This is a genomic window from Streptomyces roseicoloratus (genome assembly GCF_004117935.1).
Lineage (GTDB): Bacteria > Actinomycetota > Actinomycetes > Streptomycetales > Streptomycetaceae > Streptomyces > Streptomyces roseicoloratus.
The window spans coordinates 1-24,709 of the sequence record NZ_SDOY01000159.1 but is presented as its reverse complement, the minus strand read 5'-3'; the positions used below and the strand labels follow the sequence as shown (position 1 = coordinate 24,709).

Genomic DNA, 24,709 nt, shown 5'->3' with positions numbered 1-24,709 from the left:
ACGGCCGTGGACTTCCGACTGACCGGCGATCAGCGGGCGCTGAAGCAGGGCGTACGGGAACTGCTCGACCGGCGCTTCGGGCGCGAGGCGCTGCGGGCTGCCGTGGAAGCGGCCGGGGGTACGGGCGCAGGCGCGGGCGAAGGCGTGGCCGAAAGCGCGGGCGCAGGCGCGGGCGAAGGCGACGGCGGGGGAAGGGCCCAGGGTGGGGGAGGGGCCCAGGCCCTCGACCGCGCGCTGTGGCGCGAGCTCGGCGCGGCCGGGTTCTTCGCGCTCCGGCTCCCCGAGGCGGCGGGCGGGGTCGGCCTCGGACTGCCCGAGGCCGTGCTCCTCTTCGAGGAGGCCGGCCGGGCACTGCTGCCGGGCCCGCTGGTCGCCACGCACCTGGCGGCGGGCGAGGTGCCCGGGGCGGCGGAGGGCGAGACCGTGGTCACCCGGACCGACGGGGAGCTCGTGGAATGGCTGGACGCCGCCGACGTCGTCCTCGGCCCGGCGGAGGGCGCCGTACCGCTCCGCTCCGTCGACCCGCTCACGCCGCTGCACCGGCTGCCCGGCACCGGACATGGCACCGGCACCGGACATGGCACCGGCACCGGACATGGCACCGGCACCGGCACAGGCGCCGACGGGCGGGCGCCTTCGCACGAGGCGTCGCTGCTCACCGCCGCCGAGCAGCTCGGCTCGGCCGCCCGCACGACCGAGCTCGCCGTCGCGTACGCCCGTACCCGGGAGCAGTTCGGGCAGCCCATCGGGGCCTTCCAGGCCGTCAAGCACCTGTGCGCGCGGATGCTCGTGCGCACGGAGCTCGCCCGCGCCGCCGTCTACGCCGCCGCCGTCACCGCCGATCCCGTCGAGGTCGCCGGGGCCCGGCTGCTCGCCGACGAGGCCGCCCTGGACGGCGCCCGCGACTGCCTCCAGGTGTACGGCGGCATGGGCTTCACCTGGGAGGCCGACGTCCACCTGCACCTGAAACGGGCCTGGGTACGGGCCGAGCGCGGCCTGTCGGGCGCGGCGGCGGAGGAACTGGTGGCGGCCCGGCTGTAGCGGGGGCGGAGGAACGGATGGCCCGGCTGTAGCGGGGGCGGAAGAACGGATGGCCCGGCTGTGGCGGGGGCGGAAGAACGGATGGCCCGGCTGTGGCGGGGGCGGAGGAACGGGTGGCCGCCCTGCTGTAGCGGGGCGGAGGAAGCGTCGGCGGGCCCGGCCGCAGGGCCGGTGCGAGGGGCGAAGGATGTGGTGGACCTGTCACGGAATGTCGATATCGTCTTGTGTCCTTCGCCGGGTCGTCACGCGCCGGAGTCGGCCTCCGGCTCCGGTACGCTCCGTGGGATGCGAGTGCTTGTGGGCCCGGATCGCGCCGGTGCCGCCGATGCGGTGGTCCCGGGTCCGGGAATGCCCGCCGCTCGCGCCCCGCGTTCGACTCCTCGCGGCATGCGTCGCACAGTATGGACCATGCGTACTCCTTCGCGCTGGAATATGCCCGAAGCGCTTGTTGCGGTGACTGTACGTCAACCATGCTGTCTCACAAGGGAATCACGTTCCGTAAAGGTGTGTTCGCCGGTTCGGATGGTGTGAACGGTGCAGGTGCTTCAGGTGCAGTTGGAGGTCGGGCCCGACCCGGCCGAGGTGGGGCGGGCCCGGAGATGGGCGCGTTCGCGGCTGGCCGGTTCCGGCATAGGGGACGACGAGCCGCTGGCGGAGACGCTGGTGCTGCTCATCTCCGAGCTGGTGACCAATGCCGTGGTGCACACGGGCTGTCCGGCCGTGCTGCGGATGCTGTTCGGCGGGGCCGGGGTGCGCGTCGAGGTCGCCGACGCGAGCGACTGCCCGCCGCGGCCGCGGCACGCGGACGGCGACGACACGAACGGCCGCGGCCTCGAGCTGGTGGACGGCCTCGCCGACCGGTGGGGCTGGCAGCGCGAGGGCACGGGCAAGAGCATCTGGTGCGAGGTCGACCGGGCGCAGGACGCCGGGCAGGGTGCCGGGCCGGGTGCGCGGACCGCGGCGACCGGCGTCGGGCCGGTCGGCGGGCGGGTCGCGGGGCCGGGTGTCGGACCGGGGCCGGGTGCCGGGATGTCACCCTCTTGGGTGCCCTGTTGACGGTTCGTGGCGAATTGATCACCCTTGGGTGAGCGATTCGCTCGGTGAGGGGAGTCGAGGGGCGCGGCCCCTCGGTGAGCGCGGGTCGTGACGGGTGGCGGCTGTCGTGCCGTGCTCGGGGCGCGCGCGAGCGCGCCGCCACCCGCGGGGTTTCCCCTCGGCATGCGCCCCTGCGTCCCTGCGCTCTTGCCACCTCCCTCCCCGCGCTCCTGCGCCCTGAATTCCCTACAGCACCGCCACCGGCGCCACCGGCGTTCCCGTGCCGCCCACGAACGGTTCGGGCATGGCGGAGAGCAGGAACGCGTACCGCCGCTCCTGTGCACAGGCTGTGGACAACTCCTCCAGGTTCCAGTTCTGCCCCTGGAGCATCCCCATCTCGACCAGGTCGAGCGCGTGCACGGGCAGCCACAGGTTCTCGATCTCCGGCGGGAAGATCTCGAAGGTCAGCGTGTCGTTGGCGACCGCTGCCACGTCACGGGCGTGGAACCACTCGGGCGTACGGACGGAGAGCCCGGGCGACGGGAAGGCGTAGCCGTGCCGGTCTCCGGCCAGGTACGCCTGGATCTGCCCGGTGCGGACGAGCACGACGTCCCCGGCCCGCACGGCCACTCCGCCGAACTCCGCGGCCTCGTCGAGGTCCTCGGGCGTGACGGCGTGGCCGCCGGGCAGCCGGTCCACGCCCTTGGCCGCCGCCACGTCGAGCAGGACGCCGCGCGAGACGACGTGCCGGGCGGTGTGGATGCCGCTGAACTCGGAGCGGCCGTGCGGGGTGACGGTCGCGGCGGGGCGGCCGTTGTAGATCCGGCCCGAGTGCGAGACATGGGTGAGGGCGTCCCAGTGGGTGCCGGCCTGGAGGCCCATGGTCACGGCGTCGTCGCTGGTGGCGACGGTGCCGGGGCCGAAGAGCTCCTGGTTGATCTGGACCATGACGTGGAGCGGGTTGACCCGGCCGGGGATCATGCCGGTCTGCACGCCGTCCTGCTTGAGGTCGAGGGCGAGCGGGACGCGGCGGCCGGTGCGGACGGTCGCGGCGGCCTCCCGTACCACCTCCTCGGTGATCAGGTTGAGCGTGCCGATCTCGTCGTCCGGACCCCAGCGCCCCCAGTTGTTCACGCGCTTGGCGATGTCGTGGAACGCGACGGGAAGTGACATCGGGCGCCTCCGAGGTCTTGTTCTCCGGTATCTGACGGGTCGTAGAATCCTGCCGACGCATGAATCTAACGGGTCGTCAGAAACCGCGGGAAGGGGCCGGGCGTGGGGAACTTCTTGGCAGGGAAGGTCGTCGCCGTGACGGGGGCCGGCCGGGGGATCGGCCGCGCGGTCGCGCTCGCCTGCGCGGCCGAGGGCGCGAGCGTCGTCGTCAACGACTACGGCGTCTCCATCGAGGGCGGCGAGCCCACGAGCGAGGTCGCCGCGTCGGTCGTGAAGGAGATCGAGGCGGCGGGCGGCGCGGCCGTCGCCGTCGCCGACGACGTCTCGACCATGGCGGGCGGGCAGCGCGTGGTCGACGCGGCACTCGCCGCGTACGGGCGGATCGACGGGGTCGTGTGCGTCGCCGGGATCCTGCGCGAGCGGATGCTGTTCAACATGTCCGAGGAGGAGTGGGATCCCGTCGTCGCCACCCACCTCAAGGGCACCTTCACCGTCTTCCGGGCCGCGTCCGCCGTCATGCGCCGCCAGGGCGCGGGGACCCTCATCGGCTTCACCAGCGGCAACCACCAGGGCTCCGTGGCCCAGGCCAACTACGCGGCGGCCAAGGGCGGCATCATCTCCCTGGTCCGCAGCGCGGCCCTCGGGCTCCACAAGTACGGCGTGACGGCGAACGCGGTCGCCCCGGTCGCCCGCACCCGCATGTCCGCCAACGTCCCCATGGAGCTCAAGGAGATCGGCGAACCCGAGGACGTCGCCGCACTCGTCGTCTACCTGCTCTCCGACCGCGCCAAGGACGAACGGATCACCGGCCAGGTCTACACGATCGCCGGCCCCAAGATCGCCGTGTGGGCCCAGCCGCGCGAACTGCGCGCCGGATACGCGGAGGGCGGCGCCTGGACGCCGGAACGCATCGCCGACTTCCTGCCGGGCACGGTGGGCACGGACCCGATGCCGATGCTCCGGCAACTGGAGGAGATGGCCCGCGCGGCCGCCGCGGGCGAGCGCCCGAACTCCCGCAAGGAGAACGGATCGTGAGCGCCATGAGGGGCGTCGTCTTCGACGGGAAGGACGTCCGGGTCGTCGACGACCTGGAGGTCCGCGCACCCGGACCCGGCGAGGTGCTGGTCGCGATCACCGCCGCCGGACTGTGCCACAGCGACCTCTCCGTCGTCGACGGCACGATCCCGTTCCCCGCGCCCGTCGTCCTCGGGCACGAGGGCGCCGGAGTCGTCGAGGCCGTCGGCCCCGGCGTACGGCACGTCGGACCCGGCGACCACGTGGCCCTTTCCACGCTCGCGAACTGCGGCACCTGCGCCGACTGCGACCGGGGCCGCCCCACGATGTGCCGCGGGGCCATCGGCCGGCCCGGCCGGCCCTTCTCCCGGGCCGGCACCCCGCACTTCCAGTTCGCCTCGAACTCCTCCTTCGCCGAGCGGACCGTCGTCAAGGCCGTCCAGGCCGTGAAGATCCCCGCCGACATCCCGCTCACCTCCGCCGCCCTCATGGGCTGCGGCGTCCTCACCGGCGTCGGCGCCGTCCTGAACCGCGCCAGGGTCGACCGCGGCGAGACGGTCGTGGTCATCGGCACCGGCGGCATCGGCCTCAACGTCCTCCAGGGCGCGCGGATCGCCGGCGCGTCGACGATCGTCGCCGTCGACACCAACCCGGCCAAGGAGGACCCCGCCCTGCGGTTCGGCGCCACCCACTTCCTCACCTCGACCGACGCCGTACGGGAGATCCTGCCGACCGGAGCCGACCACGTCTTCGAGTGCGTCGGGCACACCGCGCTCGTCCGCGCCGCCGTCGACCTGCTCGACCGGCACGGCCAGGCGATCCTGCTCGGCATGACGGCGCCGACGGCCGAGGCGAGCTTCCCGCCCGCCGCGATGTTCCTGGACAAGGCGATCCTCGGCTGCCGCTACGGCTCCTCCCGCCCGCAGAAGGACATCGCCCTCTACGCCGAGCTGTACCGCTCCGGCCGCCTCCTCCTGGACGAACTCGTCACCACCGTCTACCCGGTGGAGGACTTCGCGCGGGCGGTCGAGGACATGGAGCGGGGGAAGGTGGCGCGGGGCGTGCTCACGTTCTGAGCGGGCCGCTCACGGTGCCGGGGTCCCGGCGGCAGTCGACTGGACCCGGCGGCCCGGCGGGGCCGCTCACGGTGCCGGGGTCCCGGCGGCCGGTGTGGCGCGGAAAGTGCGGCGGTAGGCCGTCGGCGTCACGCCGATCGCCGCCTGGAGGTGCGTCCGCAGGGACTGGGCGGTGCCGAAGCCGGCGTCGTGGGCTATCTGGTCGACCGGCAGGTCCGTGGACTCCAGCAGGTGCCGGGCCCGCTCCACGCGCTGCTGCGTGAGCCACTGCCCGGGGCTCACGCCCACCTCCTCCCGGAAGCGGCGGGTGAAGGTCCGTACGCTCATCGCCTCGCGCACCGCCAGGTCGCGCAGCTGGATCGGCTCGTGGAGGTGGGCCAGCGCCCACGCCCGGGCGGAGGTCGTGGTCGACGTGCCCGGATCGGGGACCGGGCGGGCGACGTACTGGGCCTGCCCGCCGTCCCTGTGCGGCGGCACGATGGTGCGCCGGGCCACGTCGTTGGCGACGGCGGCGCCGTGGTCACGGCGCACGATGTGCAGGCACAGGTCGATCCCGGCGGCCACGCCGGCCGAGGTGAGCACGTCGCCGTCGTCCACGAAGAGCACGTCCGCGTCGACCCTGACCTTCGGGAACAGCCGCTGGAAGTGCTCGGCGGAGGCCCAGTGGGTGGTGGCCGGGCGCCCGTCGAGGCAGCCGGCGGCGGCGAGCACGTAGCCGCCGGTGCAGATGGAGACGAGCCGGGTGCCGGGCCGGATGTGCGCGAGGGCGGCGGCGAGCTCGTCGGTGAGCCTTCCCTCCTCGTACACCGGCCCCAGCTCGTACGAGGCGGGCACGACGACCGTGTCGGCAGTGGCCAGGACCTCCGGACCGTGCTCGACGTGCACGGCGAAGTCGGCGTCCGTCGGGACCGGTCCGGGAGCGGTCGCGCAGGTCACGATCTCGTACAGCGGCCGGCCCCCGGGGTCCTTGGCCCGGCCGAAGATCCGGTGGGGGATGCCCAGTTCGAACGGGAGGAGGCCGGGCAGGGCGAGGACGGCGACGCGATGGGCCGGCACAGGGTTTCCCTCCGTAAAAGAGTGGTGGTCCAGACCACCGGGCTGGTACGTGTGCTGCTCGTGACGGACAACAGGTACAGGGGCGACACGTACAGGGGCGACACGTACAAGGACACCACGGGCGGCGTCGCTCCGGCCGCCCGGATTCCCGCGGCGCCACAGGGGCCGGCGCCGGCACCGCTCCAGGAGACGCCCCTGCTTTCGGCACCGGCACCGGCACCGACGCCGGCAGCGACCCCGGCACTGGAAGCGCTGCCGGTGGGCGCGGTGCGGCCCACGGACCTCTGGAACCGTAACTTCCGGCTGTTCTTCGTGGCCAGGGCCGTCGCCGTCCTCGGCGAAGGCATGATCCCGGTCGCCTTCGCGGCCGGACTCCTCGGCGCCGGTCATTCCGGCGCCACCGTCGGCTACGCGCTCGGCCTCTGGACCGCCGCCTTCGCGCTCTTCGTCCTCGTCGGCGGCGTCCTCGCCGACCGCTTCACCGCCCGCCGGATGATGATCACCGCCGATCTGCTGCGGCTGCCCGGCGCGCTGCTGCTCGCCGTCACGTTCGCGCTCGGCAGCCCGCCGCTGTGGGCCGTGTACGTGCTGTCCGCCGTGAGCGGCGTGGGTGCCGCGCTGTTCCAGCCCGGCGTCGCCTCCACCATCCCGCGCATCGCGCCCGACGTGCAGCGCGCGAACGCCGTCCTGCGGGTCGTCGAGGCGCTGACGACGATGGCGGGGCCGGCGCTCGCCGGTGTGCTGGTCGCCGTGTGGAGCACGTCGGCGGCGTTCACCGTCAACGCGGCGACCTTCGCCGTCAGCGCCGTCTGCTTCGCCCTGATGCGGATCCCGCCGGCCCCGGCCGACGACGTCAGGCGCGGTTCCCTGCTGTCCGAAATGGCCCTGGGCTGGCGGGAGTTCCGGGCCCGCAGCTGGCTGTGGGGCGTCATCGCGATCTGGACGGTGTACGGCCTGACGGTCGCCGGTCCCGCGGTGCCGCTCACCGCGAGCCTGGTGACGGAGGAGCACGGGTCGGCCGTCTACGGCGCGCTGATGGCGGTCAACGGCGCGGGCAGCGCCGTCGGCGGCCTGCTCGCGATGCGCCTGCGCCCGGTCCGCCCGCTGGCGGCGGGCGCGGTGGCCCTGCTCGGCCTGCCGGTGAACCTGCTGCTGCTCGGGACGGGCGCGCCGGTGCCGGTGCTGCACGCGGGCGCGTTCGTCGCGGGCGCGGCGTTCGCCTTCTGGCTGGTGATGTGGTCGACCTCGGTGCAGACGCACGTGCCGCAGGACGCGCTGAACCGGCTGCACGCGTACGACGTGGCCGGATCCCTGCTGATGATGGGCGTCGGCCGGGCGCTCTCGGGCCCGGTGGCGGCGGTGACCGGCACGGAGGAGGTACTGCTGGCGGGCTCGGGCCTCGCGGTGCTGGTGGTGGCGGCGCTGCTGGTGGTGCGCCCGATCAGGACGCTGCCGAGGGCGTAGCCGTACGGAGGGACCGCCCGGACGAGGGGATGCGGGCGCGGCCGGCTCGGGCCGTCCGGGACCTCGATGGCGGGGCCGGGACGGCCGGACGGGTACGCCGGATCGGGACGGCCGGGTCGGGACGGCCGATCAGGACGGCCGATCAGGACGGCCCGATCAGGAGGGCCACCCCGGGCCACCCCGGGTCGCCCCGGTCGCCCCGGGGCGACCGGGTTGGCCCGATCCTTGGGAAAGCTGTCATCCGGGCCAATGGCGGGGCGTGAGGCGGCCCGGGATGCTCTCTGACGTGACCCAGACAAGCGAGCGTTCCGCTCCCGCCCCGACCCGTAAGCCCCGGAACGGCGCCAGGCCCCGGATCCGGATCCACCGCGCCTGGTTCGTCGCCGCCGTCACCTTCGTCACGATCATCGGCGCGGCGGCCTTCGCGTCCCTGCCCGGCCTGCTCATCGAGCCACTGCACGGCGAGTTCCACTGGTCGCGCGGCACGATCGGCTTCGCCGTGTCGGTGAACCTCGCGCTGTACGGCCTGACGGCGCCGTTCGCGGCGGCGCTGATGGACCGGTTCGGCATCCGACGGGTCGTGGCGGTGGCGCTGAGCGTGATCGCGCTCGGCTCGCTGCTCACGGTGTGGATGACGGAGCCGTGGCAGCTGGTGCTGTGCTGGGGCGTCCTCGTCGGCCTCGGCAGCGGCTCGATGGCACTGGCCTTCGCGGCGACGGTCACGAACCGCTGGTTCACGGCGCGGCGCGGTCTGGTCACCGGCATCCTGACGGCGGCCGGCGCGTCCGGCCAGCTGGTCTTCCTGCCGCTGCTCGCCTGGCTGGTCGAGCACCACGGCTGGCGTCCGGCCGCGGTGACCGTGGCGCTGGCGGCGCTCGCGGTCGTGCCGTTCGTGTGGCTGCTGCTGCGCGACCACCCGGCGGACGTGAGGATGGCACCGTACGGCGGCGCGTACGTGGAGAAGCCCGCGCCGGTCACGGGCGCCGCGCGCCGCGCCGTCACGGTCCTCTTCAAGGCGGCCCGCACCGGCCCGTTCTGGCTGCTCGCCGGCACGTTCGCGATCTGTGGCGCGTCGACGAACGGCCTGGTCAAGACCCACTTCGTACCGGCCGCGCATGACCACGGCATGCCGGTGACGGCGGCCGCGGGACTCCTCGCCGTGATCGGCGTCTTCGACGTCGTGGGCACGATCGCGTCGGGCTGGTTCACCGACCGCTTCGAGGCGCGCCGCCTGCTGGCCGTCTACTACGCGCTGCGCGGGATCTCGCTGCTCTTCCTGCCGATGCTGCTGGCCCCGGCGGTGCACCCGCCGATGCTGTTCTTCATCGTCTTCTACGGCCTGGACTGGGTCGCCACGGTCCCGCCGACGATCGCCCTGTGCCGGGAGCACTACGGCGAGGACAGCGCGATCGTCTTCGGCTGGGTCCTCGCCTCCCACCAGGTGGGCGCCGCCGCCGTCGCCTTCGCCGGCGGCCTGGCCCGCGACCTCTTCGGCTCGTACGACGTCGTCTGGTACGCCGCGGGCGCCTTGTGCGCGGCGGCGGCCCTGATGGCCCTGGTGATCAGGCGCCCCCGGGTGGGAGCGGTGGCCGCGGCGGGGGCGTGACGGCGGGCGGGGGCGTGACGGCGGGCGGGGGCGGTGGTCTACTCCGCGAAGCGGCCGAAGCGGCCTCGGTGGAAGAGGAGTGGGGCGGTGGAGTCGGTGGCGGCCGTGGCGAGGGCTGCCACGCGGCCGACCACGATCAGGTGGTCGCCGCCCGTGTGGACCGCCGCGATCTCGCAGTCGATCCACGCCGGCACGTCCGGCAGGCGTGGCGAGCCCGTCGACGGCGCCGGGGTCCAGGGCACGCCCGCGAACTTGTCCGCGCCGCTCACCGCGAACGCCCGGCACAGTTCGGCCTGGTCCGCGCCCAGGACGTTCACGCAGAAGCGGCCCGCTCGGGCGATCCTCGGCCAGGTCGTCGAGGTGCGGGCCACCATGAAGACCACCAGCGGCGGGTCGAGCGACAGCGACGCGAAGGACTGGCAGGCGAAGCCCGCGGGGCCGTCCTCGTCCAGTGCCGTGACGACGGTGACCCCGCTCGCGAAGTGTCCGAGCACCCGCCGGAACTCGCCCGGATCGACGGGCATCCGTTCGTCGTCCCGTACCGCGCGCAGCGCGGGCCGCGGCAGTGCTTCCACGGCCGTGGGCGCCCCGGCCGACCTCAGATACCGGACGGCGGTGGCCGCCATCCCCGCGTGACCCATCATGGGAGTCATTGAAACTGACGTACCGTCAGATAGGAAGTCCGGTGCACCCGTTGTTCCCGCACTGCTGCCTCTCCTCTCCTGCCGGACCGGGGGAGGGGAGAGGACCGGGGTCAGCGGCCCTCGAAGTGCGTCTTCCGGCGTTCCACGAACGCCGCCACGCCCTCCCGTGCGTCCCGCGTCGTCATGCACACCTCCTGCGCCGCCGCCTCCGCCGCGAAGGCGCTCGTGCGGTCGGCGTCCAGGGACGCGTTCACCAGCTGCTTGGTCAGGGCCAGTGCGCGGGTCGGGCCGCGGGCCAGGCGTTCCGCCCACTCGCGGGCCGTCTTCTCCAGGTCCTCCGCCGGGACCACCCGGTTGACCAGGCCCATCGCCCGCGCCTCCGCCGCCGGCAGCGCGTCGCCGAAGAACATCAGCTCCTTCGCCCGCTGTGGCCCCACCAGCCGCGGCAGCAGATACGCGCCGCCGCCGTCCGGCACGATCCCGCGCCTGACGAACACCTCCACGAACCTCGCCGACTCCGCCGCCAGCACCAGGTCGCACGCGAACGCCAGGTGCGCCCCGATCCCGGCCGCCGTGCCGTTCACCGCCGCGACCACCGGCTTCTCGCAGTCCAATACGGCCCCGACGAAGCGCTGCGCGCCCTGGCGGATCATCCGCGCCACGTCACCGGCGACCCGCTCACCGGCCGGGGCCGACGGCCCGCCCCGCAGGTCCGCGCCCGCGCAGAAGCCCCGCCCGGTCGCCGTCACCACCACCGCCCGTACGGCGGGATCCGCCGAGGCCTCCGCGAGCAGCGCGATGATCCGCTCCCGCTGGTCCCAGGTGACCGCGTTCATCGCCTCGGGCCGGTTGAGCGTGATCCACGAGACGCCGTTCGCGACGGCGTGCAGGACGTCGTCGCGCACCTCGGCCGCGCCGGACGGGTCGGACGCCCCGGTCGTGCCGGTCAGGTCGGCCGCGCCGGCCGCGCCGGTCGTGCAGGCCAGGTCGGCCGCATCCCTCATCGAAGGCTCCCTCACCGGCACACCACCAGGGCGTCCAGCGCCACCGCGCCCTGCCCCCGCGGCAGCACCATCAACGGATTGATGTCCAACTCGGCCAGATCCCCGTCCAGTTCGAGCGCCATCCGCTGCACCCGCAGCACCACCTCCACCAGCGCGTCCACGTCCGCCGCCGGCGCCCCCCGCACCCCGTCGAGCAGTGCCCGCCCGCGCAGTTCGCCCAGCATGTCGCGGGCCTCCCGTTCGCCGAACGGCGGTACGCGCACGGCCGCGTCGTTCAGGACCTCCACCAGGACGCCGCCGAGCCCGACCGTGACCGTCGGCCCGAACAGCGGGTCGCGCGACACGCCCACCACCATCTCCACCCCGCGCCCGACCATCTGGCACACCAGCACGCCGTCCAGGTCGATGCCCTCGTAGCGGGCGATGTCGGTCAGCTCCCGGTACGCGTCGCGGATCTGGCTCGCGGACGTCAGGCCCACCTTCACCAGGCCCAGCTCCGTCTTGTGCGCGAGCTGCGCGCCCGAGGCCTTCATCACCACCGGGTAGCCGACGAGTCCCGCCGCCCGCACGGCCGCCGCCGCGCTCGTCACCAGCTGCTCGCGCGGCACCCGTATCCCGTACGCCCGCAGCAGCTGCTTCGCCGCGTGCTCGCTCAGCCGGTGGCCGGGCCGCATCAGGGCCTGTGCCTTGCGGAACGAGGGCGACGGGGTGCGCGGTGCCTCGTCGAAGGGCGAGCGGTAGCCGGTCGTGAAGCGGTGGTGGTCGAGCCAGGCCCTGACCGCGCCGATGCAGTTGCCGAACGTGCGGAAGGTGGCGACGCGCGACGAGCCGAGCAGGGTCGTGCGGTAGGCCTCCTCGGTGCCGACGGGCGAGCCCCACACCACGCAGACCAGCTTGTCCGTCCGCTCCGCCGCGTCGACGAGGTCCTGCGCGAGCTTGTCGCTCATGGGCGGGAAGGGGCCGGTGATCGGGCAGATCAGCACGCCCACCGCCGGGTCGGCGAGGATCGCGTCGATGATCTTCCGGCCGCGCCAGTCGCCGACCGGGTGCCCGCCGTTGTCGACCGGGTTGGCCACGCTCAGGTACTCCGGTATCCACTGGTGCAGCTCGTCCTGCTTCGCCTGCGTGAGGGTCGGCAGGGTGAGGCCCGCCGCCGTGGCCAGGTCGGAGAAGTGGGCGCCGGTGCCGCCGGAGATGGAGTAGACGACGACGCCGTCCGCGACCGGCCTGCGGGCCCGGGCGAGCAGCGTCGCGGTGTCCTGGAGCTGGTCGAGCCCGTCGACCCGGATGACCCCGAACTGCCGCAGGGCCGCGTCGATGACCTGGTCGGCGCCGGTGAGCTTGCCGGTGTGCGAGGCGGCCATCCGGGCCCCGGCCTCGGTGCGGCCGACCTTCACGGCGACGACCGGCACCCCGCGGCGGGCCGCCTGGTCGGCGGCGAGCAGGAAGGAACGGCCGTCCTTCAGCCCCTCCACGTAACAGGCGATGGCCCCGACCTCGGGCCGGTGCGCGAAGTACGAGAGGAAGTCGGCGGTCTCCAGGTCGGCCTCGTTCCCGGTCGGCGCCCAGTGTGAGAGCCGGACGCCCAGCTCCTGGAGGGTGAACACCGGGCGGCCCTGGTGCCCGGACTGGGTGATGAGCGCGATGGCGGGGCCTTCCAGGTCCTCCCGGAAGCGCTCGAAGGCGTTGAGGTTGGTGTTGGGCCCCAGCAGTCGCAGCCCGGACCGCCCGACGGCCGCCGCGAGGCGCTCCTGGGCGCGGGCGCCCTCCTCGCCGGTCTCGGCGAAACCGGACGCGAACGCGACGGCGAACTTCACCTTGGACTCGGCGAGTTGCTCGATGACCGGCAGCGGGTCGGCGACGAGGAGGACGGCGAGGTCGACGGAGGCGTCGAGCTCGCCCACCGACGGCACGCAGTCGATCCCGAAGACGGCGGTACGGGTCGGATGCACGGGCACCACCCGCGCGCCGACCCGGGCGGCCCAGTCGATCAGCTGCCGGGTGATCCCGGTGTTGGGCCGCCCTTCGGTGTCGGAGGCGCCGACGACCGCGACGACCTCGGGCCGGAAGAACCGGTCGAGCTCGGGTACGGGCGCGTGCAGCGGGCGACCGCTGACGTCGGTGTCGCCCTCGACGGCGGCGACGCCGTGCACGACCACCCGGCCGTCGTGGTGCTCACCGCAGGCGTCCACGCGGGCGCGGAGGTCGGTGGTGAAGGTCCCGTGAGTCGATCCCAGCATCGTTCCGCACCGCCCATCCCGCCGACCCCGGGGACCGGAGCCGTCCTGTGCCGTCCCTGACATGGCTTGGTCGTCTGGCTTGATCTGACGCATAGTCAGATTACTCAACTGACGGGCAGTCAGGAATAGGGCGTGCGGGCGAGGCGAGGGCCCACCCGTGTGGTCCCCCGCTCCCGGCCGCGGCTACCCGGCGTTCATCGCCTCCGCCAGCACCGCCGCCGCGCCCGCGACCAGTGCGTCGTCCGCCGCGTCCTGCTCCGGCTTGGTGGTCATGACGGCCAGGACGACCGGCGGCCGGCCGGGAGGCCAGGCCACGCCCGCGTCGTTGTTGCTGCCGTACTCGCCGCCGCCGGTCTTGTCGGCCAGGACCCAGTCGGCCGGCAGGCCCTTGCGGAAGCGGTTGCCGCTGGTCCTGTTGGCCAGCATCCAGCCGGTCAGCAGGTGCCGGTCCCCGGGCGCGAGCGCGCCGCCCAGGAGGAGCCGGCCGTACGAGCGGGCGATGGCGCGCGGAGTCGTCGTGTCCGTCTCGCGCCACGGCTCGGCCGTGTTGAGCTCCGGCTCCCAGCGGTCGAGCCGGGTCACCCCGTCGCCGATCGAACGGGCGAACCGGGTGACGGCCGCCGGGCCGCCCAGCTCCCGCAGCAGCAGGTTGGCGGCGGTGTTGTCGCTCTCGGTGATCGAGTACTCGCACAGCTCGGCGATCGTCATGCCGTCGGCGACGTGGGCCTTCGTCACCGGCGACCAGCCCGAACGCTTCACGTACTGCTCCGTGTAGAACACGCGCCGCGCGAGGAAGGAGCCGTCGCGGTCCAGGTCCCGCAGGACCGCCGCCGCGTTGAGGGCCTTGAACAGCGAGCACATCGGGAAGCGCTCGTCGGCGCGGTACGTCACCAGGCGACCGCTCCCGGTGTCGTACGCGTACGCACCGAGCCGCGCGCCGTGCTCCCGCTCCAGCGCGCGTAACCGCCGCCGGGCGCGACCGGGAGCGGAGGCCCCGGGGCGATCGGGGGCGGGGGCGGCGTGTGCCGAGGCCGGGGGCAGGGCGGCGGCCGCGAGAGCCGCTCCGGCACCGGCGGCGAGCATCGTCCGACGGGTGGGGCGCATGGTCGGTACCTTCCATGTTGCGGGTGCGGTGACGCCTGTGGCGACTGTGCAGCCTGTGGCGACGGCGCAGACTGTGCAGCCTGTGGCGACGGCGCAGACTCTGGCGACTCCGACGCATGTGGCGTGAGTCGACCGACCCATGTGACGTGAGTCGGCCCGAGTCGTCCCGAGTCGTCCCGAGTCGCCATTTGTCCGTCCATGAGACGTGACGTCGCTTCTCGTACGAGTGGTTGCACCGCGACCTGCGCCCCGCGACCCGTGACCCGTGACCCGCGACCCGCGCCCCGAGACCTGCGCCCCCGCGACCTGCGCCCCCGGCCCAGCGGCCTGCGGGCCCCGACGGCCTAGCGTCGCTGCTTCGCGATCCGGCGGGCTATCCGCTCCGCGTCCAGCGCCATCTCGCGGAACATGCCGCTGATCGGGTTCGTGAAGCCGGTGAAGTACAGGCCCGGTGCCTCGCGCGGGCAGCGCGCGCCCGTCACCGCCGGGCGGCCGCGCTCGTCCACGACGCCGAGGTGGCCGAGCAGCGGTTCGAGGGCGCGGCGGTAGCCGGTCGCCGCGATGACCGCGTCCGGGGCGATGCGGGAGCCGTCCGCGAGGACGACCTCGCCGCCGTCGAAGGACTCCACCGCCGCCACCGGCTCGACCTTCCCGGCCCGTACGGCCGCGACCAGGCCCACGTCCTGCACCGGAATCGCCCCGGCCCGGGCGCGCGAGTAGAGGCCGCCCTCCGGCCTCGGGATCCCGTACGCCGAGAGGTCGGCCGTGATGAACCGCCCCAGCAGCCGGGTCAGCCGGTCCACCAGGCCCACCGGGAGCCGCCGCACCAGGACGCCGTTGCGCTGGCTCGGCCAGCCGAGCGTGCTGCGGCGGACGATGAACGGCGGCGTGCGCACCGCGAGCCGCACCCGCGCGGCGCCGCCCTCCGCCAGGTCGGCGGCGATCTCGGCGCCGGTGTTGCCGACGCCGACGACGAGCACGTCCTTGTCCGCGTACGGCTTGGGGTTGCGGTACGCGCTCGCGTGGACGAACTCGCGGCCGGGCTCGCGCTCGTACGAGCCGAGGCCGGGCCAGTCGGGCAGCCGCGGGGTGTGGTTGAAGCCGGTCGCGACCACGACGGCGCTGCCGGTGAGCCGGCGTCCGCCGGTCGCGTGCAGCGTCCAGTGCTCGCCGTCCCGTTCGACGCGGAAGACCTCGACGCCCGTCACGACCTCCAGGTCGTGGAACTCGGCGTACGTCTCCAGGTACCGCACCACGTCCGCGCGGGCCACCCAGCGCCCGAAGGAGCGCGGCATCTTCAGGCCGGGCAGCGCGGAGAGCCGGCGGGTGGTGTGCAGCCGCAGCCGGTCGTAGTGGTGGCGCCAGGAGTCGCCGACGGCGTCGGCCTTCTCCACGACGACGGCCCGCACGCCCCGCGCGCGCAGCGCGGCGGCGACGGCGAGCCCGCCGGGGCCGCCGCCGATCACGTAGACGGGATGGAGCTGGGGGGTGACGGTCATGACTGCTGAGCGTAATGACGCGTACACGTCGTAGGTCTCGGTCAAGAGGGGGTTGGGTTGCGAATCGATCACGGGTGCACGGGTCTTGCGGAGAAGCGGAGGCATCCGATGAACTGATGACCCGTCAGATTTCACGCCGGGGCTTACGCCGGGGCTTACGCCAGGGCTCACACCAGGGCCAAGGCCGGGGTTCACACCAGGGCTCACACCAGGGCCAAGGCCGGGGTTCACACCAGGGCCCATGCCGGGGTTCAGGCCGGGGTTCACACCGGATCCCTCACCAGCTTCCGGGCCGGATCCCGGGCCGGATCCCGGGCCGGATCCCGGGCCGGATCCCGGGCCGGATCCCGGGCCGGGTTCCGGACCGGGTTCCGGTCCCGATCCCATGTCGGGTTCCACATACGGGAGGCGGCACCGCACATGCAGACGATCTGGCTCACCGGCGCCGAATGGCTCGCCGTCCTCCGCATCGGCCTCGGCCTGTGGTGGCTGGAGAGCTGGCGCCACAAGGACAGGAAAGGCTGGTTCGAGCGCGGCACGGGCATCGCCTGGGCCGCCGACGTCGCCGGCAAGCACCGCTGGCCGGCGGTGAAGCACGGCTTCGAGACGGTGGTGGCCCCGCGCCCCAAGCTCATGGCGTACGTGGTCGTCTACGCCGAACTCGCCCTCGGCCTCGGCCTGATCAGCGGCTTCCTCACGCCCGTCGCCCTCGTCGGCGGACTGCTCCTGAACCTCCTCTACCTCGTCCTGATGATCCACGACTGGGCCGAGCAGGGGCAGAACGCGATGATGGCGCTGATCTCGCTCGTCGCCCTCTTCGCCATGTCCTGGCAGACCTGGTCGCTCGACCACGCGATCGGACTCTTCCGATGACGACGACACCCTCCGACCCCGCGAAGGCCATGCCCGCGGAGGTCATGCCCGCGGAGGTCATGCCCGCGGAGGTCATGCCCGCGACGGCCATGCCCGTGACAGTCGGCGCCTCGACCGTCGGTGCCTCGAAGGCCGGCTCCCCGACCGTCGGCGCCCCGAAGGCCACCCCCGCGAGCCTCCCGGACATCGACGCGTTCACCCGCCCCTACTGGGACGCCGCCGCCGAAGGCCGCCTCCTGCTGCGCCACTGCGCCGCCTGCGACCGGCCGCACCACTACCCGCGCGAGTTCTGCCCGTACTGCTGGAGCGAGGACGTCGCCTGGCGGCAGGCCGAGGGCCGCGCGGTGCTCTACACGTGGTCCGTCGTCCACCGCAACGACCTCCCGCCGTTCGGCGACCGCGTCCCGTACGTGGCGGCGGTCGTCGACCTGGCGGAGGGGCCGCGGATGATGACGGAGATCGTGGACTGCCCCGAGGCGGACCTGCGCATCGGCATGGACCTGGACGTCGCGTTCCGGGCGGAAGCCGACGTCCAGGTCCCCGTCTTCAGGCCCCGGCGCCCGAGCTGACGCGCTCGACCGGGATCCACAGCTGGGAATCCGTGTCCTGGCCGATCTCCACCGGCTGGGTCCGCAGCAGCTCGGGACCCGGCCGGCTCACGTACGGATTGGACGGGAACCACTGGGTGAACACGTCGCGCCACAGCTCCTGGAGCGCCGCCGGGTAGGGCCCGTGGTCGTCGAAGACCGCCCAGGTGCCGGCCGGCACGTCGAGGACGTCGAGGCCGCCGAGGTCGCCGAGGTCGCCGGCACCGGTATCGGTGCCGGCATCGGTACCGCTTCCGGTGCCGACGGTGGTGTCGGCGCCGGTCGCGACGCCGATCCAGTAGTCCACTTCGGCGCCCTCCTCCCGGCTGTCGGTCAGGTGCACCACCGCCGACAGGACACCCTCCGGCTCGCCTTCCGCCAGCTCCTTCATCCGGACGATCGTCTCCATGCCGAGGCTCGCCACGTGCGCCGCCGCGGCCGCGTTGACGCCCTCGTGCACGAGCGGGACCGTGGCCTTGCTGCCCACCACCCGGAAGGCGTCCTTCTCGACGATCCGGTACCGCATGGTCGTACTCCCTTCGATGACGACACGGAAGGACATCCGGGGCTGCGACACGAGCGCCGCACCGGCGCGCCGGGCCTCGCCCGGGCCGATGCCGTGCACGGACCGGAACGCCCGCGCGAACGCCTCGCCCGAGCCGTAGCCGTAGCGCACGGCGATGTCGAGCAGCGTCCGCTCCCCGGCCAGGACCTCGGCCCCGGCGAGCGTCATGCGGCGGCGCCGCACGTACACGGAGAGCGGCATGCCGGCGAGCGCCGAGAACAGCCGCCGGAAGTGGTACTCCGAGGTCGTCGCGATCCGCGCGGCCTCGGCGACGTCCACCTCGCGGTCGAGATGGCGCTCCACGTGCTCCAGCGCCCGGTTCAGCCCTTCCAGCACACCCGTCCACCCTTCCTGCCTGCTGTTTCGTTTCCTCTGTGCCTTCACCGTAGGAACCACCAGCCTCCCAGGACCCGACGATCCGTGCCCGGAAAGGTCGGGTGACCCGGACCCGGAAGGTCGGGTGACCCGGACCCGGGAAGGTCGGGTGATCCGGTTCCGGAAGGGTCCGGTTGCGGGCGCGCCCCACCCGGCCACTTGCGGTTTCCGCAGCGTCAACTCCTACGGTCTTCGTGTGGGGCCGGGACCACCGGCCTCCGGCGAAGGAAGGGAAAGGGAACCGTCATGGCCTGGTCGATCGCGGACGTGGCCCGGATGTCCGGGGTGACGTCCCGGACCCTGCGGCACTACGACGAGATCGGCCTGCTGCCGCCCGCGTGGACCGCGAGCAGCGGTCACCGCCACTACGAGGAGCCCCAGCTGCTGCGCCTCCAGCAGATCCTGCTCATGCGGGAGCTGGACGTGGGCCTGCGCGAGATCCAGGCCGTCCTGGACAGCGAGGCCGACCGCGTCACCGTCCTGCGCGAACACCACGCGCGGCTGGTCGAGGAGCGCGACAGGCTCGGGACGCTGGCGGCGACGGTCGCCCGCACCATCGCCGATCTCGAATCACCCCGGGATCGGGAAAACGAAAGCGAGGACGAGGACATGGTGAGGATCAACCGGCCGGAGAACCTCTTCGAGGGCTTCCGGCACGACCCGGACATGGAGGCCGAGGTCCGCGAGAGGTGGCCGGCGGCGTACGAGGAGTCGCGGCGGGCGGTCGAGGGCATGACGCCGGAGACCACCGAGGAGTGGCAGCGCGAGGCCACCGCCCAGATGATCCGCTTCGCGGAGCACATGGCGGCCGGCACGCCCGTCGACGCCCCGGAGGTGCAGGAGGAGGTGGACGCCCACTACCGGACCGTCTGCCGCTTCTGGACCCCGACGGCGGAGGCGTACAAGGGCCTGGCGGCGACGTACGCCGAGGACCCTCGTTTCCGCGAGAACTTCGACCGCATCGCCGTCGGCCTCGCGGACTACCAGGGCGCGGCGATGGCGGCCTACGCGGACGCCCGGCTGAGCTGAGGCTCGATCGGCCGTGTGCCGTGTGCCGTGTGCCGTCTGCGGTGAGCCGTGATCCGCGAGCCGTGATCCGTAAGCCGTAAGCCGTAAGCCGTGCTTGAGACGACGATGCGGACGGACGGACGGACGGGCGGGCAGACGGACGGACAGGCGTGCGCGCGGACAGGCGTGCGCGCGGACGGGCGTGCGTGCGGTGCGTGTCGGCGCCACCGCCGTCGAGGGGCTGCAGACCCTCGGCAGCGCGGGCGACAGCCGAGACGGGCCGCGGCTGTCACGCCTCGGGCTTCGCCCCCACCGCCCGGTCCTCCTCCTCCAGCGCGGCCTCACCCTCCGTGTCCAGGTGGGGCAGGATCCGGTCGAGCCACCGGGGAGTCCACCAGGCGCGGCTGCCCAGGAGGGTCATCACCGCGGGGACCAGGAGCAGGCGGACGATCGTCGCGTCGATCAGGACGCTCGCGGCCAGGCCCAGGCCCAGCATCTTCACCACGATGTTGTCCGAGACGACGAACGCCGCGAAGACGCTCACCATGATCAGGGCCGCACACGTGATCACCCGCGCCGTGATCTCCAGCGCGTGCGCCACGCTCGCCTTCGCGTCCCCGGTGCGCAGCCACGCCTCGCGCACCCGCGACAGCAGGAAGATCTCGTAGTCCATGCTCAGCCCGAAGACGATCGCGAACATCATCATCGGCACGTAGCTCTCGATGGGCACCTTCCCGGAGACCCCGAGCGCGGGCCCGCCCCAGCCCCACTGGAAGACGGCCACGACGACCCCGTACGACGCCGCGATGGACAGCACGTTCAGGACGGCCGCCTTCACCGCCACCAGCAGGCCGCGGAACACGGTCAGGATGACGAGGAAGGCCAGCGCGACGACCACCGCGATGATCAGCGGCAGACGGCTGGAGACGATGTCGAGGAAGTCGACCTGCGCGGCCGTCGTGCCCGTCACGTACGTCTGCGCCTCCGTCCCGGCCACCGCCTGCGGCAGCACGTCGTCCACCAGGTGGTTCGTGAGGTCGGTGGTGCGCTCGTCCTGCGGGGACGCGACCGAGTACGCCGTGCCGATCAGCACGTCGCCGTCGGGCGTCGTCTGCAGCGGTGTGATGGAGGCGGCGTCCGGCACGTTCGTCAGCGCCTGCTGGAGCCTGCTCGCGAGCGCCGCCCGGTCGCCGGAGGGCACCTCTGTCTGGTCCACGACCAGTGTCAGCGGCCCGTTCGCGCCGGGACCGAACGCCGTCGAGATCAGGTCGTACGCCCGCCGGTCCGTGAACGACTTGGGGTCCGCGCCGTCGCCGATGTGCCCGAGCTGGATGAAGAGCAGCGGGAACGCCAGGATCAGCAGCGCCACGACGCCGGACACCAGGAACCACCAGGGCCGCCGCTCGACGCGCTGCGCGTAGCGATGCCAGGTGCCGGTTCCGGCTCCGGTTCCGGTGGTGGGGGTTGCGGTGCCGGTGGTGGGGGTTGCGGTGCCGGTCGCGGCGGCGGTGGGGGCTGCGGTGCCGGTGCCTCCTGCCTCCGTGCCCGCTTCGGCGCCTGCTCCGGCCGTCACCTCCACGTTGGTCTCCGCCACCGGCTTGCGCACGTGGTAGCGGTCGATACGGCGCCCCACCAGCCCCAGCATCGCCGGGACCAGCGTCAGCGCCGCCAGCACGGCGGTCACGACCGTGAACGCCGCCGCGAGCCCCAGCTTGCCGATGAAGGTGACGCCCGAGACCCACAGCCCGGACAGCGCGATGATCACCGTGCAGCCGGACACGAGGACGGCCCGGCCGCTCGTCGTGGTGGCGAGGGCGGCCGAGTCGGCGGGATCGTGGTCGTTCACGAGGTTCTGGCGGTGCCGCGTGATCAGGAACAGCGCGTAGTCGATGCCGACGCCCAGACCGATCATCGTGGCCAGCGTCGGCGAGACCGTGCCGAAGGTGAACGCCGCCGCCATCAGACCCAGCAGCGCGAGCCCGCAGATGGCTCCGATGAGCGCCGTGACCAGCGGCAGCACGGCCGCGATCACACTGCCGAAGCCGATCAGGAGCACGACGATCGCGACGGCGAAGCCGATCGCCTCGCTCGTGCGGTCGTCGGGCGCCGGCCGGGCCAGCTCGCCGAGCGACCCGCCGTACTCGACGTCCACGCCGGCGTCCCGCAGCGGCTGTACGGCGCCGTCCACGCCGTTCAGGTAGTCGGTGCCGAGCGTGGAGGGCGGCACGGAGAACCGGATGGTGATGTACGCGGTCTTGCCGTCCGTGGACAGCGGCCCGGTGTTCGGCGCCGTGGACGGCGTCGTCGGCGGGGGAGTGCCGGGCGGCGGCAGCGGGTTCTGCACGCTGAGCACGTCCGGCAGCTTCTGCAGCGCCGCGACGGTCGAGTTCACCGCCGAGGCCTGGTCGGTGAGCGGTCCGGAAGGCTGGTTCAGGACGATCTGCGCGCCGTAACCGCCGGCCGCCGGGTCGTGCGCCTTCAGGACGTCCAGGCCCTCCGCGGACTGCACGCCCGGCAGCGCGAAGTCGTCGGAGAACTGCCCGCCCACCGCCCGGTCCGTGATCTGCAGCCCGGCGACGGCGGCCAGCCACAGCACGATGACGATCACGAAGTGCCGGGCACACCAGTGCCCGATGCGGTAGAGCAGGCCCTTCTCCACGGGGGTCTTCACCGGGGTCTTCACCGGGCTACGTGCGTTCATGGCACCGCCGCGTGCGGATAGGCAATCCCCGAGCGTCGCTACGGAACCAATTGTTGGCGGTCGGGGCGGACTCGTCATCTCGAAACAGGGGCGACGGGGACGACGGGGACGACGCCGACGGGCGCGGTCGGAGAGGGACGGCCGAGGGGCGCGGTCGGAGGAGGGGACGGCCGAGGGGCGCGGTCGGAGGGGGACGGCCGAGGCCGGGCGGTGCAGACCGTCGCGTCAGGGCGCCGGATCGGCCCGTCGCGTCAGGGCGCCGGATCGGCCGTCCTCCCCGATAGTGGAACCGTGAAGCGCTATCCGCTCATCGCCGATCACGGCTTGGTGGGCGACCTGCAGACGTGCGCGCTCATCTCGGACGAGGGCGTGGTCGACTGGTTCGCGGCGCCGCGATTCGACTCGCCGGGCATCTTCTCGGCGCTCCTCGACCACGACCGGGGCGGCTACTTCCGCCTGTCCCTGGACGCGCTCGACGACGCCGAGACGGGCGGGGCGCCACCGGCGAAGAAGCCGACCGCCTCCACCGCTTCAGCTGCCCCCACTGCCTCCACTGCTTCCACCGTCACCACTGCTTCCACTGCCCCCACCGCCTCCACCGTCACCACGAAGCAGCTCTACTACCCCGACACCGCCCTCCTCGTCACCCGTTTCATGTCACCCGACGGCGTGGGCGAACTCATCGACTGGATGCCTCCCGACCGCACCGGCCGGGCCACCGACCGGCACACCATCCTCCGCGTGCTGCGCTGCACCCGCGGGACCGTCACGTTCTCCATGGAGTGCCGGCCGCGCTTCGGCTTCGCCGACAACCCGCACGAGACGCACGTCGACGGCCGCACCGCCACCTTCCGGGCCCCGGGCCTCGCCGCGTACCTGCAGTCGAACATCCCGATGGAGCAGGACGGCCCGTACGACGTACGCGGCCGCCTCACGCTCCGCGAAGGCGACGTCGCCGGAGCCGCGTTCACCGTCGACGGGCCGGAGGCGGAGCCTCCGCCGCTGCCGATGCCCGGCGAGGTCGAGACCGCGCTGTGGGACGCCGTCGACTTCTGGCAGGGCTGGGTGCGCACCGCCCGCTACCGGGGCCGCTGGCCGGACATGGTGCACCGATCCGCCATCACGCTGAAGCTGCTCACCTACCTGCCCACCGGCGCCCCGATCGCCGCGGCCACCCTCGGCCTGCCCGAACTCGTCGGCGGCGAGCGCAACTGGGACTACCGCTACACCTGGATCCGCGACGGTTCCCTCGCCGTCCGCGCCCTCCTCGACCTCGGATTCGTCGACGAGGCGGCGGCGTTCACCGGCTGGCTCACCGAACGCGTCACGGAGCGCGCCTCGGCGCGCGGGGCCGTGACCATCACGGGCCCCGGTACGGGCGACGTCACCGGCGGCGACGGCACGGGGCCGAACGGGACCCGCCCGCTCCAGATCATGTACCGCGTGGACGGCGACCCGTGGCTGCCGGAGGAGATCCTGACCGGCTTCGAGGGCTACCGCGGTTCGTCGCCCGTACGCGTGGGGAACGCCGCCGCCGACCAGCTCCAGCTCGACATCTACGGCGAGGCCCTCTACGCCCTCGCCCAGGGCCGCGCCCGCGGCTCGGGCCCGGGGGCGGGAGCGGGCCCAGGGGTGAGTCCGGGTGTCGGTGCGGGGGCGGGGGCGGGGGTGGGGTCGGCCGGGACGAACGCTCGGCCCGGACCCGGCGCCGGGCTGTGGACGGGCCTCGACACGCAGCCCACGCACGAGGGCTGGCAAGCGGTGTCCGCGCTGCTGGACTGGCTGGCGAAGTCGTGGGACGGCCCGGACGAGGGCATCTGGGAAACCCGGGGCGGACGGCAGGACTTCACGTTCAGCCGCGTGATGTCGTGGGTGGCCTTCGACAGGGGACTGCGCCTCGCGGAGGAGTTCGGCCGGCCCGCCGCACTGGAGACGTGGCGGGCGGCGCGCGACGAGATCTACGCCCAGGTCATGCACCGGGGCTGGAACGAGCGGCGGCGGGCACTCGTGCAGTACTACGGCGGGGAGGTCCTCGACGCGGCGCTGCTCCTCATCCCGAGGTCGGGCCTGCTCAGCCCGACGGACCCGGTCTGGCTCTCGACCCTCGACGCGATCGAGCGCAACCTCGTCCACGACAGCCTGGTGCACCGCTACGACCCGGGCGCCTCGCCGGACGGACTGCGAGGCGCGGAGGGCACGTTCAGCCTGTGCACCTTCCTGTACGTGGACGCGCTGGCGCGGGCGGGACGGGTGCGGCAGGCCCGGTTCACGTTCGAGAAGATGCTGACGTACGCCAACCACGTCGGCCTGTTCGCGGAGGAGATCGGCCCGAGCGGCGAACAACTGGGCAACTTCCCGCAGGCTTTCACGCACCTGTCCCTGATCATGGCGGCGACGACCCTGGACGAGGTACTGGACGGCCTGTCCGGAGCGGGCGGCCTGACACGCCTGGACCGCCCGGGTTCACAGGGCGCCCATCCGGCGGGGACGACGACGTGGGGAGCGGGGGGTTCTTAGGGGAGGGGGTGCGGCTTGTTTCTGGGGTTGGTGGGGGTGGGGTCGCGGCGGGCGGGGGTGCGGTAGGGCTTCTGGGGTTGGTGGGGCGGGCCGTGTCTGGTGGGCTTCTGGTGCGGCCGCCCTTGTT

19 protein-coding genes are annotated in these 24,709 nt (G+C 73.4%); 10 read left to right on the top strand and 9 right to left on the bottom strand.

The features are described from left to right. The first annotated feature begins 6 nt into the window (after positions 1 to 6). Entirely contained in the window at positions 7 to 1,041 is a 1,035-nt protein-coding gene (locus ESG85_RS27755) for an acyl-CoA dehydrogenase family protein (RefSeq protein WP_246095327.1), read from the top strand. A gap of 534 nt (positions 1,042 to 1,575) precedes the next feature. Further along, positions 1,576 to 2,097: an ATP-binding protein gene (locus ESG85_RS27750; protein WP_246095326.1), complete on the top strand. Its 522-nt coding sequence runs from the start codon at positions 1,576 to 1,578 to the stop codon at positions 2,095 to 2,097. A gap of 225 nt (positions 2,098 to 2,322) precedes the next feature. Here the strand turns inward: ESG85_RS27750 and ESG85_RS27745 are convergent, their stop codons facing one another. Continuing rightward, a complete protein-coding gene (locus ESG85_RS27745; protein WP_128983922.1) occupies positions 2,323 to 3,249 on the bottom strand; it encodes a cyclase family protein in 927 nt (308 codons plus the stop codon). A 102-nt stretch (positions 3,250 to 3,351) separates the two neighbouring features. Between ESG85_RS27745 and ESG85_RS27740 the strand changes: the two genes are divergently transcribed. Together ESG85_RS27740 and ESG85_RS27735 are read left to right on the top strand one after the other, a co-directional pair. Next, positions 3,352 to 4,284, top strand: a complete 933-nt coding sequence (locus tag ESG85_RS27740) for an SDR family oxidoreductase (RefSeq protein WP_128983921.1) — start codon at positions 3,352 to 3,354, stop codon at positions 4,282 to 4,284. A gap of 5 nt (positions 4,285 to 4,289) precedes the next feature. Beyond that, positions 4,290 to 5,339 (top strand): Zn-dependent alcohol dehydrogenase, encoded by a 1,050-nt coding sequence (locus ESG85_RS27735; RefSeq protein WP_128984000.1) that lies wholly within the window; start codon positions 4,290 to 4,292, stop codon positions 5,337 to 5,339. Between the two features lie 66 nt (positions 5,340 to 5,405). Here the strand turns inward: ESG85_RS27735 and ESG85_RS27730 are convergent, their stop codons facing one another. Next, positions 5,406 to 6,395, bottom strand: a complete 990-nt coding sequence (locus tag ESG85_RS27730) for a GlxA family transcriptional regulator (protein WP_246095325.1) — start codon at positions 6,393 to 6,395, stop codon at positions 5,406 to 5,408. A 243-nt stretch (positions 6,396 to 6,638) separates the two neighbouring features. Between ESG85_RS27730 and ESG85_RS27725 the strand changes: the two genes are divergently transcribed. Together ESG85_RS27725 and ESG85_RS27720 are read left to right on the top strand one after the other, a co-directional pair. Beyond that, on the top strand, positions 6,639 to 7,859 hold the full coding sequence (locus tag ESG85_RS27725) for an MFS transporter (RefSeq protein ID WP_246095338.1): 1,221 nt from the start codon (positions 6,639 to 6,641) through the stop codon (positions 7,857 to 7,859). A 274-nt stretch (positions 7,860 to 8,133) separates the two neighbouring features. After that, complete coding sequence (locus tag ESG85_RS27720) at positions 8,134 to 9,465, top strand: MFS transporter (protein ID WP_128983920.1); 1,332 nt, start codon at positions 8,134 to 8,136, stop codon at positions 9,463 to 9,465. 38 nt (positions 9,466 to 9,503) lie between these two features. Here ESG85_RS27720 and ESG85_RS27715 read toward each other — a convergent pair whose 3' ends face one another. The 5 genes from ESG85_RS27715 to ESG85_RS27695 all read right to left on the bottom strand — a co-directional run bounded on the left by ESG85_RS27715 (position 9,504) and on the right by ESG85_RS27695 (position 15,956). Then, entirely contained in the window at positions 9,504 to 10,091 is a 588-nt protein-coding gene (locus ESG85_RS27715) for a flavin reductase family protein (RefSeq protein WP_128983998.1), read from the bottom strand. Between the two features lie 128 nt (positions 10,092 to 10,219). Further along, positions 10,220 to 10,945, bottom strand: a complete 726-nt coding sequence (locus ESG85_RS27710) for an enoyl-CoA hydratase/isomerase family protein (RefSeq protein ID WP_246095337.1) — start codon at positions 10,943 to 10,945, stop codon at positions 10,220 to 10,222. Positions 10,946 to 11,124: 179 nt separating this feature from the next. After that, on the bottom strand, positions 11,125 to 13,353 hold the full coding sequence (locus ESG85_RS27705) for an acetate--CoA ligase family protein (RefSeq protein ID WP_128983918.1): 2,229 nt from the start codon (positions 13,351 to 13,353) through the stop codon (positions 11,125 to 11,127). Positions 13,354 to 13,536: 183 nt separating this feature from the next. Next, positions 13,537 to 14,457, bottom strand: a complete 921-nt coding sequence (bla, locus tag ESG85_RS27700) for a class A beta-lactamase (protein WP_128983917.1) — start codon at positions 14,455 to 14,457, stop codon at positions 13,537 to 13,539. Between the two features lie 344 nt (positions 14,458 to 14,801). Then, entirely contained in the window at positions 14,802 to 15,956 is a 1,155-nt protein-coding gene (locus ESG85_RS27695) for a flavin-containing monooxygenase (RefSeq protein WP_128983916.1), read from the bottom strand. A gap of 420 nt (positions 15,957 to 16,376) precedes the next feature. Between ESG85_RS27695 and ESG85_RS27690 the strand changes: the two genes are divergently transcribed. Beyond that, entirely contained in the window at positions 16,377 to 16,829 is a 453-nt protein-coding gene (locus ESG85_RS27690; protein WP_128983915.1) for a DoxX family membrane protein, read from the top strand. Between the two features lie 185 nt (positions 16,830 to 17,014). Beyond that, the gene (locus tag ESG85_RS27685; protein WP_309550165.1) at positions 17,015 to 17,398 is read left to right on the top strand and encodes a Zn-ribbon domain-containing OB-fold protein; all 384 of its coding nucleotides are present in this window, start codon (positions 17,015 to 17,017) and stop codon (positions 17,396 to 17,398) included. Here the strand turns inward: ESG85_RS27685 and ESG85_RS27680 are convergent. Further along, a complete protein-coding gene (locus tag ESG85_RS27680) occupies positions 17,376 to 18,317 on the bottom strand; it encodes an AraC family transcriptional regulator (protein ID WP_128983914.1) in 942 nt (313 codons plus the stop codon). The two genes, ESG85_RS27685 and ESG85_RS27680, sit on opposite strands and share 23 nt — an antisense overlap. 285 nt (positions 18,318 to 18,602) lie before the next feature. Here ESG85_RS27680 and ESG85_RS27675 point away from each other — a divergent pair, with 285 nt between their 5' ends. Continuing rightward, positions 18,603 to 19,385, top strand: coding sequence for a MerR family transcriptional regulator (locus tag ESG85_RS27675; RefSeq protein ID WP_128983913.1), 783 nt, complete (start codon positions 18,603 to 18,605; stop codon positions 19,383 to 19,385). A gap of 268 nt (positions 19,386 to 19,653) precedes the next feature. Here the strand turns inward: ESG85_RS27675 and ESG85_RS27670 are convergent, their stop codons facing one another. After that, entirely contained in the window at positions 19,654 to 22,065 is a 2,412-nt protein-coding gene (locus tag ESG85_RS27670) for an MMPL family transporter (RefSeq protein WP_128983912.1), read from the bottom strand. A gap of 291 nt (positions 22,066 to 22,356) precedes the next feature. Here ESG85_RS27670 and ESG85_RS27665 point away from each other — a divergent pair, with 291 nt between their 5' ends. After that, positions 22,357 to 24,582 carry a glycoside hydrolase family 15 protein gene (locus tag ESG85_RS27665; RefSeq protein ID WP_128983911.1) on the top strand — a complete coding sequence of 742 codons (2,226 nt, stop codon included), beginning with the start codon at positions 22,357 to 22,359 and terminating at the stop codon, positions 24,580 to 24,582. Positions 24,583 to 24,709: the final 127 nt, after the last annotated feature.

Excerpts from the sequence above, each read along its gene's own strand:
- ESG85_RS27720 (WP_128983920.1), top strand. The coding sequence starts at position 8,134 with ATGCTCTCTGACGTGACCCAGACAAGCGAGCGTTCCGCTCCCGCCCCG.
- ESG85_RS27745 (WP_128983922.1), bottom strand. The coding sequence starts at position 3,249 with ATGTCACTTCCCGTCGCGTTCCACGACATCGCCAAGCGCGTGAACAAC.
- ESG85_RS27705 (WP_128983918.1), bottom strand. The coding sequence starts at position 13,353 with ATGCTGGGATCGACTCACGGGACCTTCACCACCGACCTCCGCGCCCGC.
- ESG85_RS27690 (WP_128983915.1), top strand. The coding sequence starts at position 16,377 with ATGCAGACGATCTGGCTCACCGGCGCCGAATGGCTCGCCGTCCTCCGC.
- ESG85_RS27670 (WP_128983912.1), bottom strand. The coding sequence starts at position 22,065 with ATGAACGCACGTAGCCCGGTGAAGACCCCGGTGAAGACCCCCGTGGAG.
- ESG85_RS27675 (WP_128983913.1), top strand. The coding sequence starts at position 18,603 with ATGGCCTGGTCGATCGCGGACGTGGCCCGGATGTCCGGGGTGACGTCC.
- ESG85_RS27715 (WP_128983998.1), bottom strand. The coding sequence starts at position 10,091 with ATGGCGGCCACCGCCGTCCGGTATCTGAGGTCGGCCGGGGCGCCCACG.
- ESG85_RS27735 (WP_128984000.1), top strand. The coding sequence starts at position 4,290 with ATGAGGGGCGTCGTCTTCGACGGGAAGGACGTCCGGGTCGTCGACGAC.
- bla (WP_128983917.1), bottom strand. The coding sequence starts at position 14,457 with ATGCGCCCCACCCGTCGGACGATGCTCGCCGCCGGTGCCGGAGCGGCT.
- ESG85_RS27710 (WP_246095337.1), bottom strand. The coding sequence starts at position 10,945 with ATGAACGCGGTCACCTGGGACCAGCGGGAGCGGATCATCGCGCTGCTC.
- ESG85_RS27695 (WP_128983916.1), bottom strand. The coding sequence starts at position 15,956 with ATGACCGTCACCCCCCAGCTCCATCCCGTCTACGTGATCGGCGGCGGC.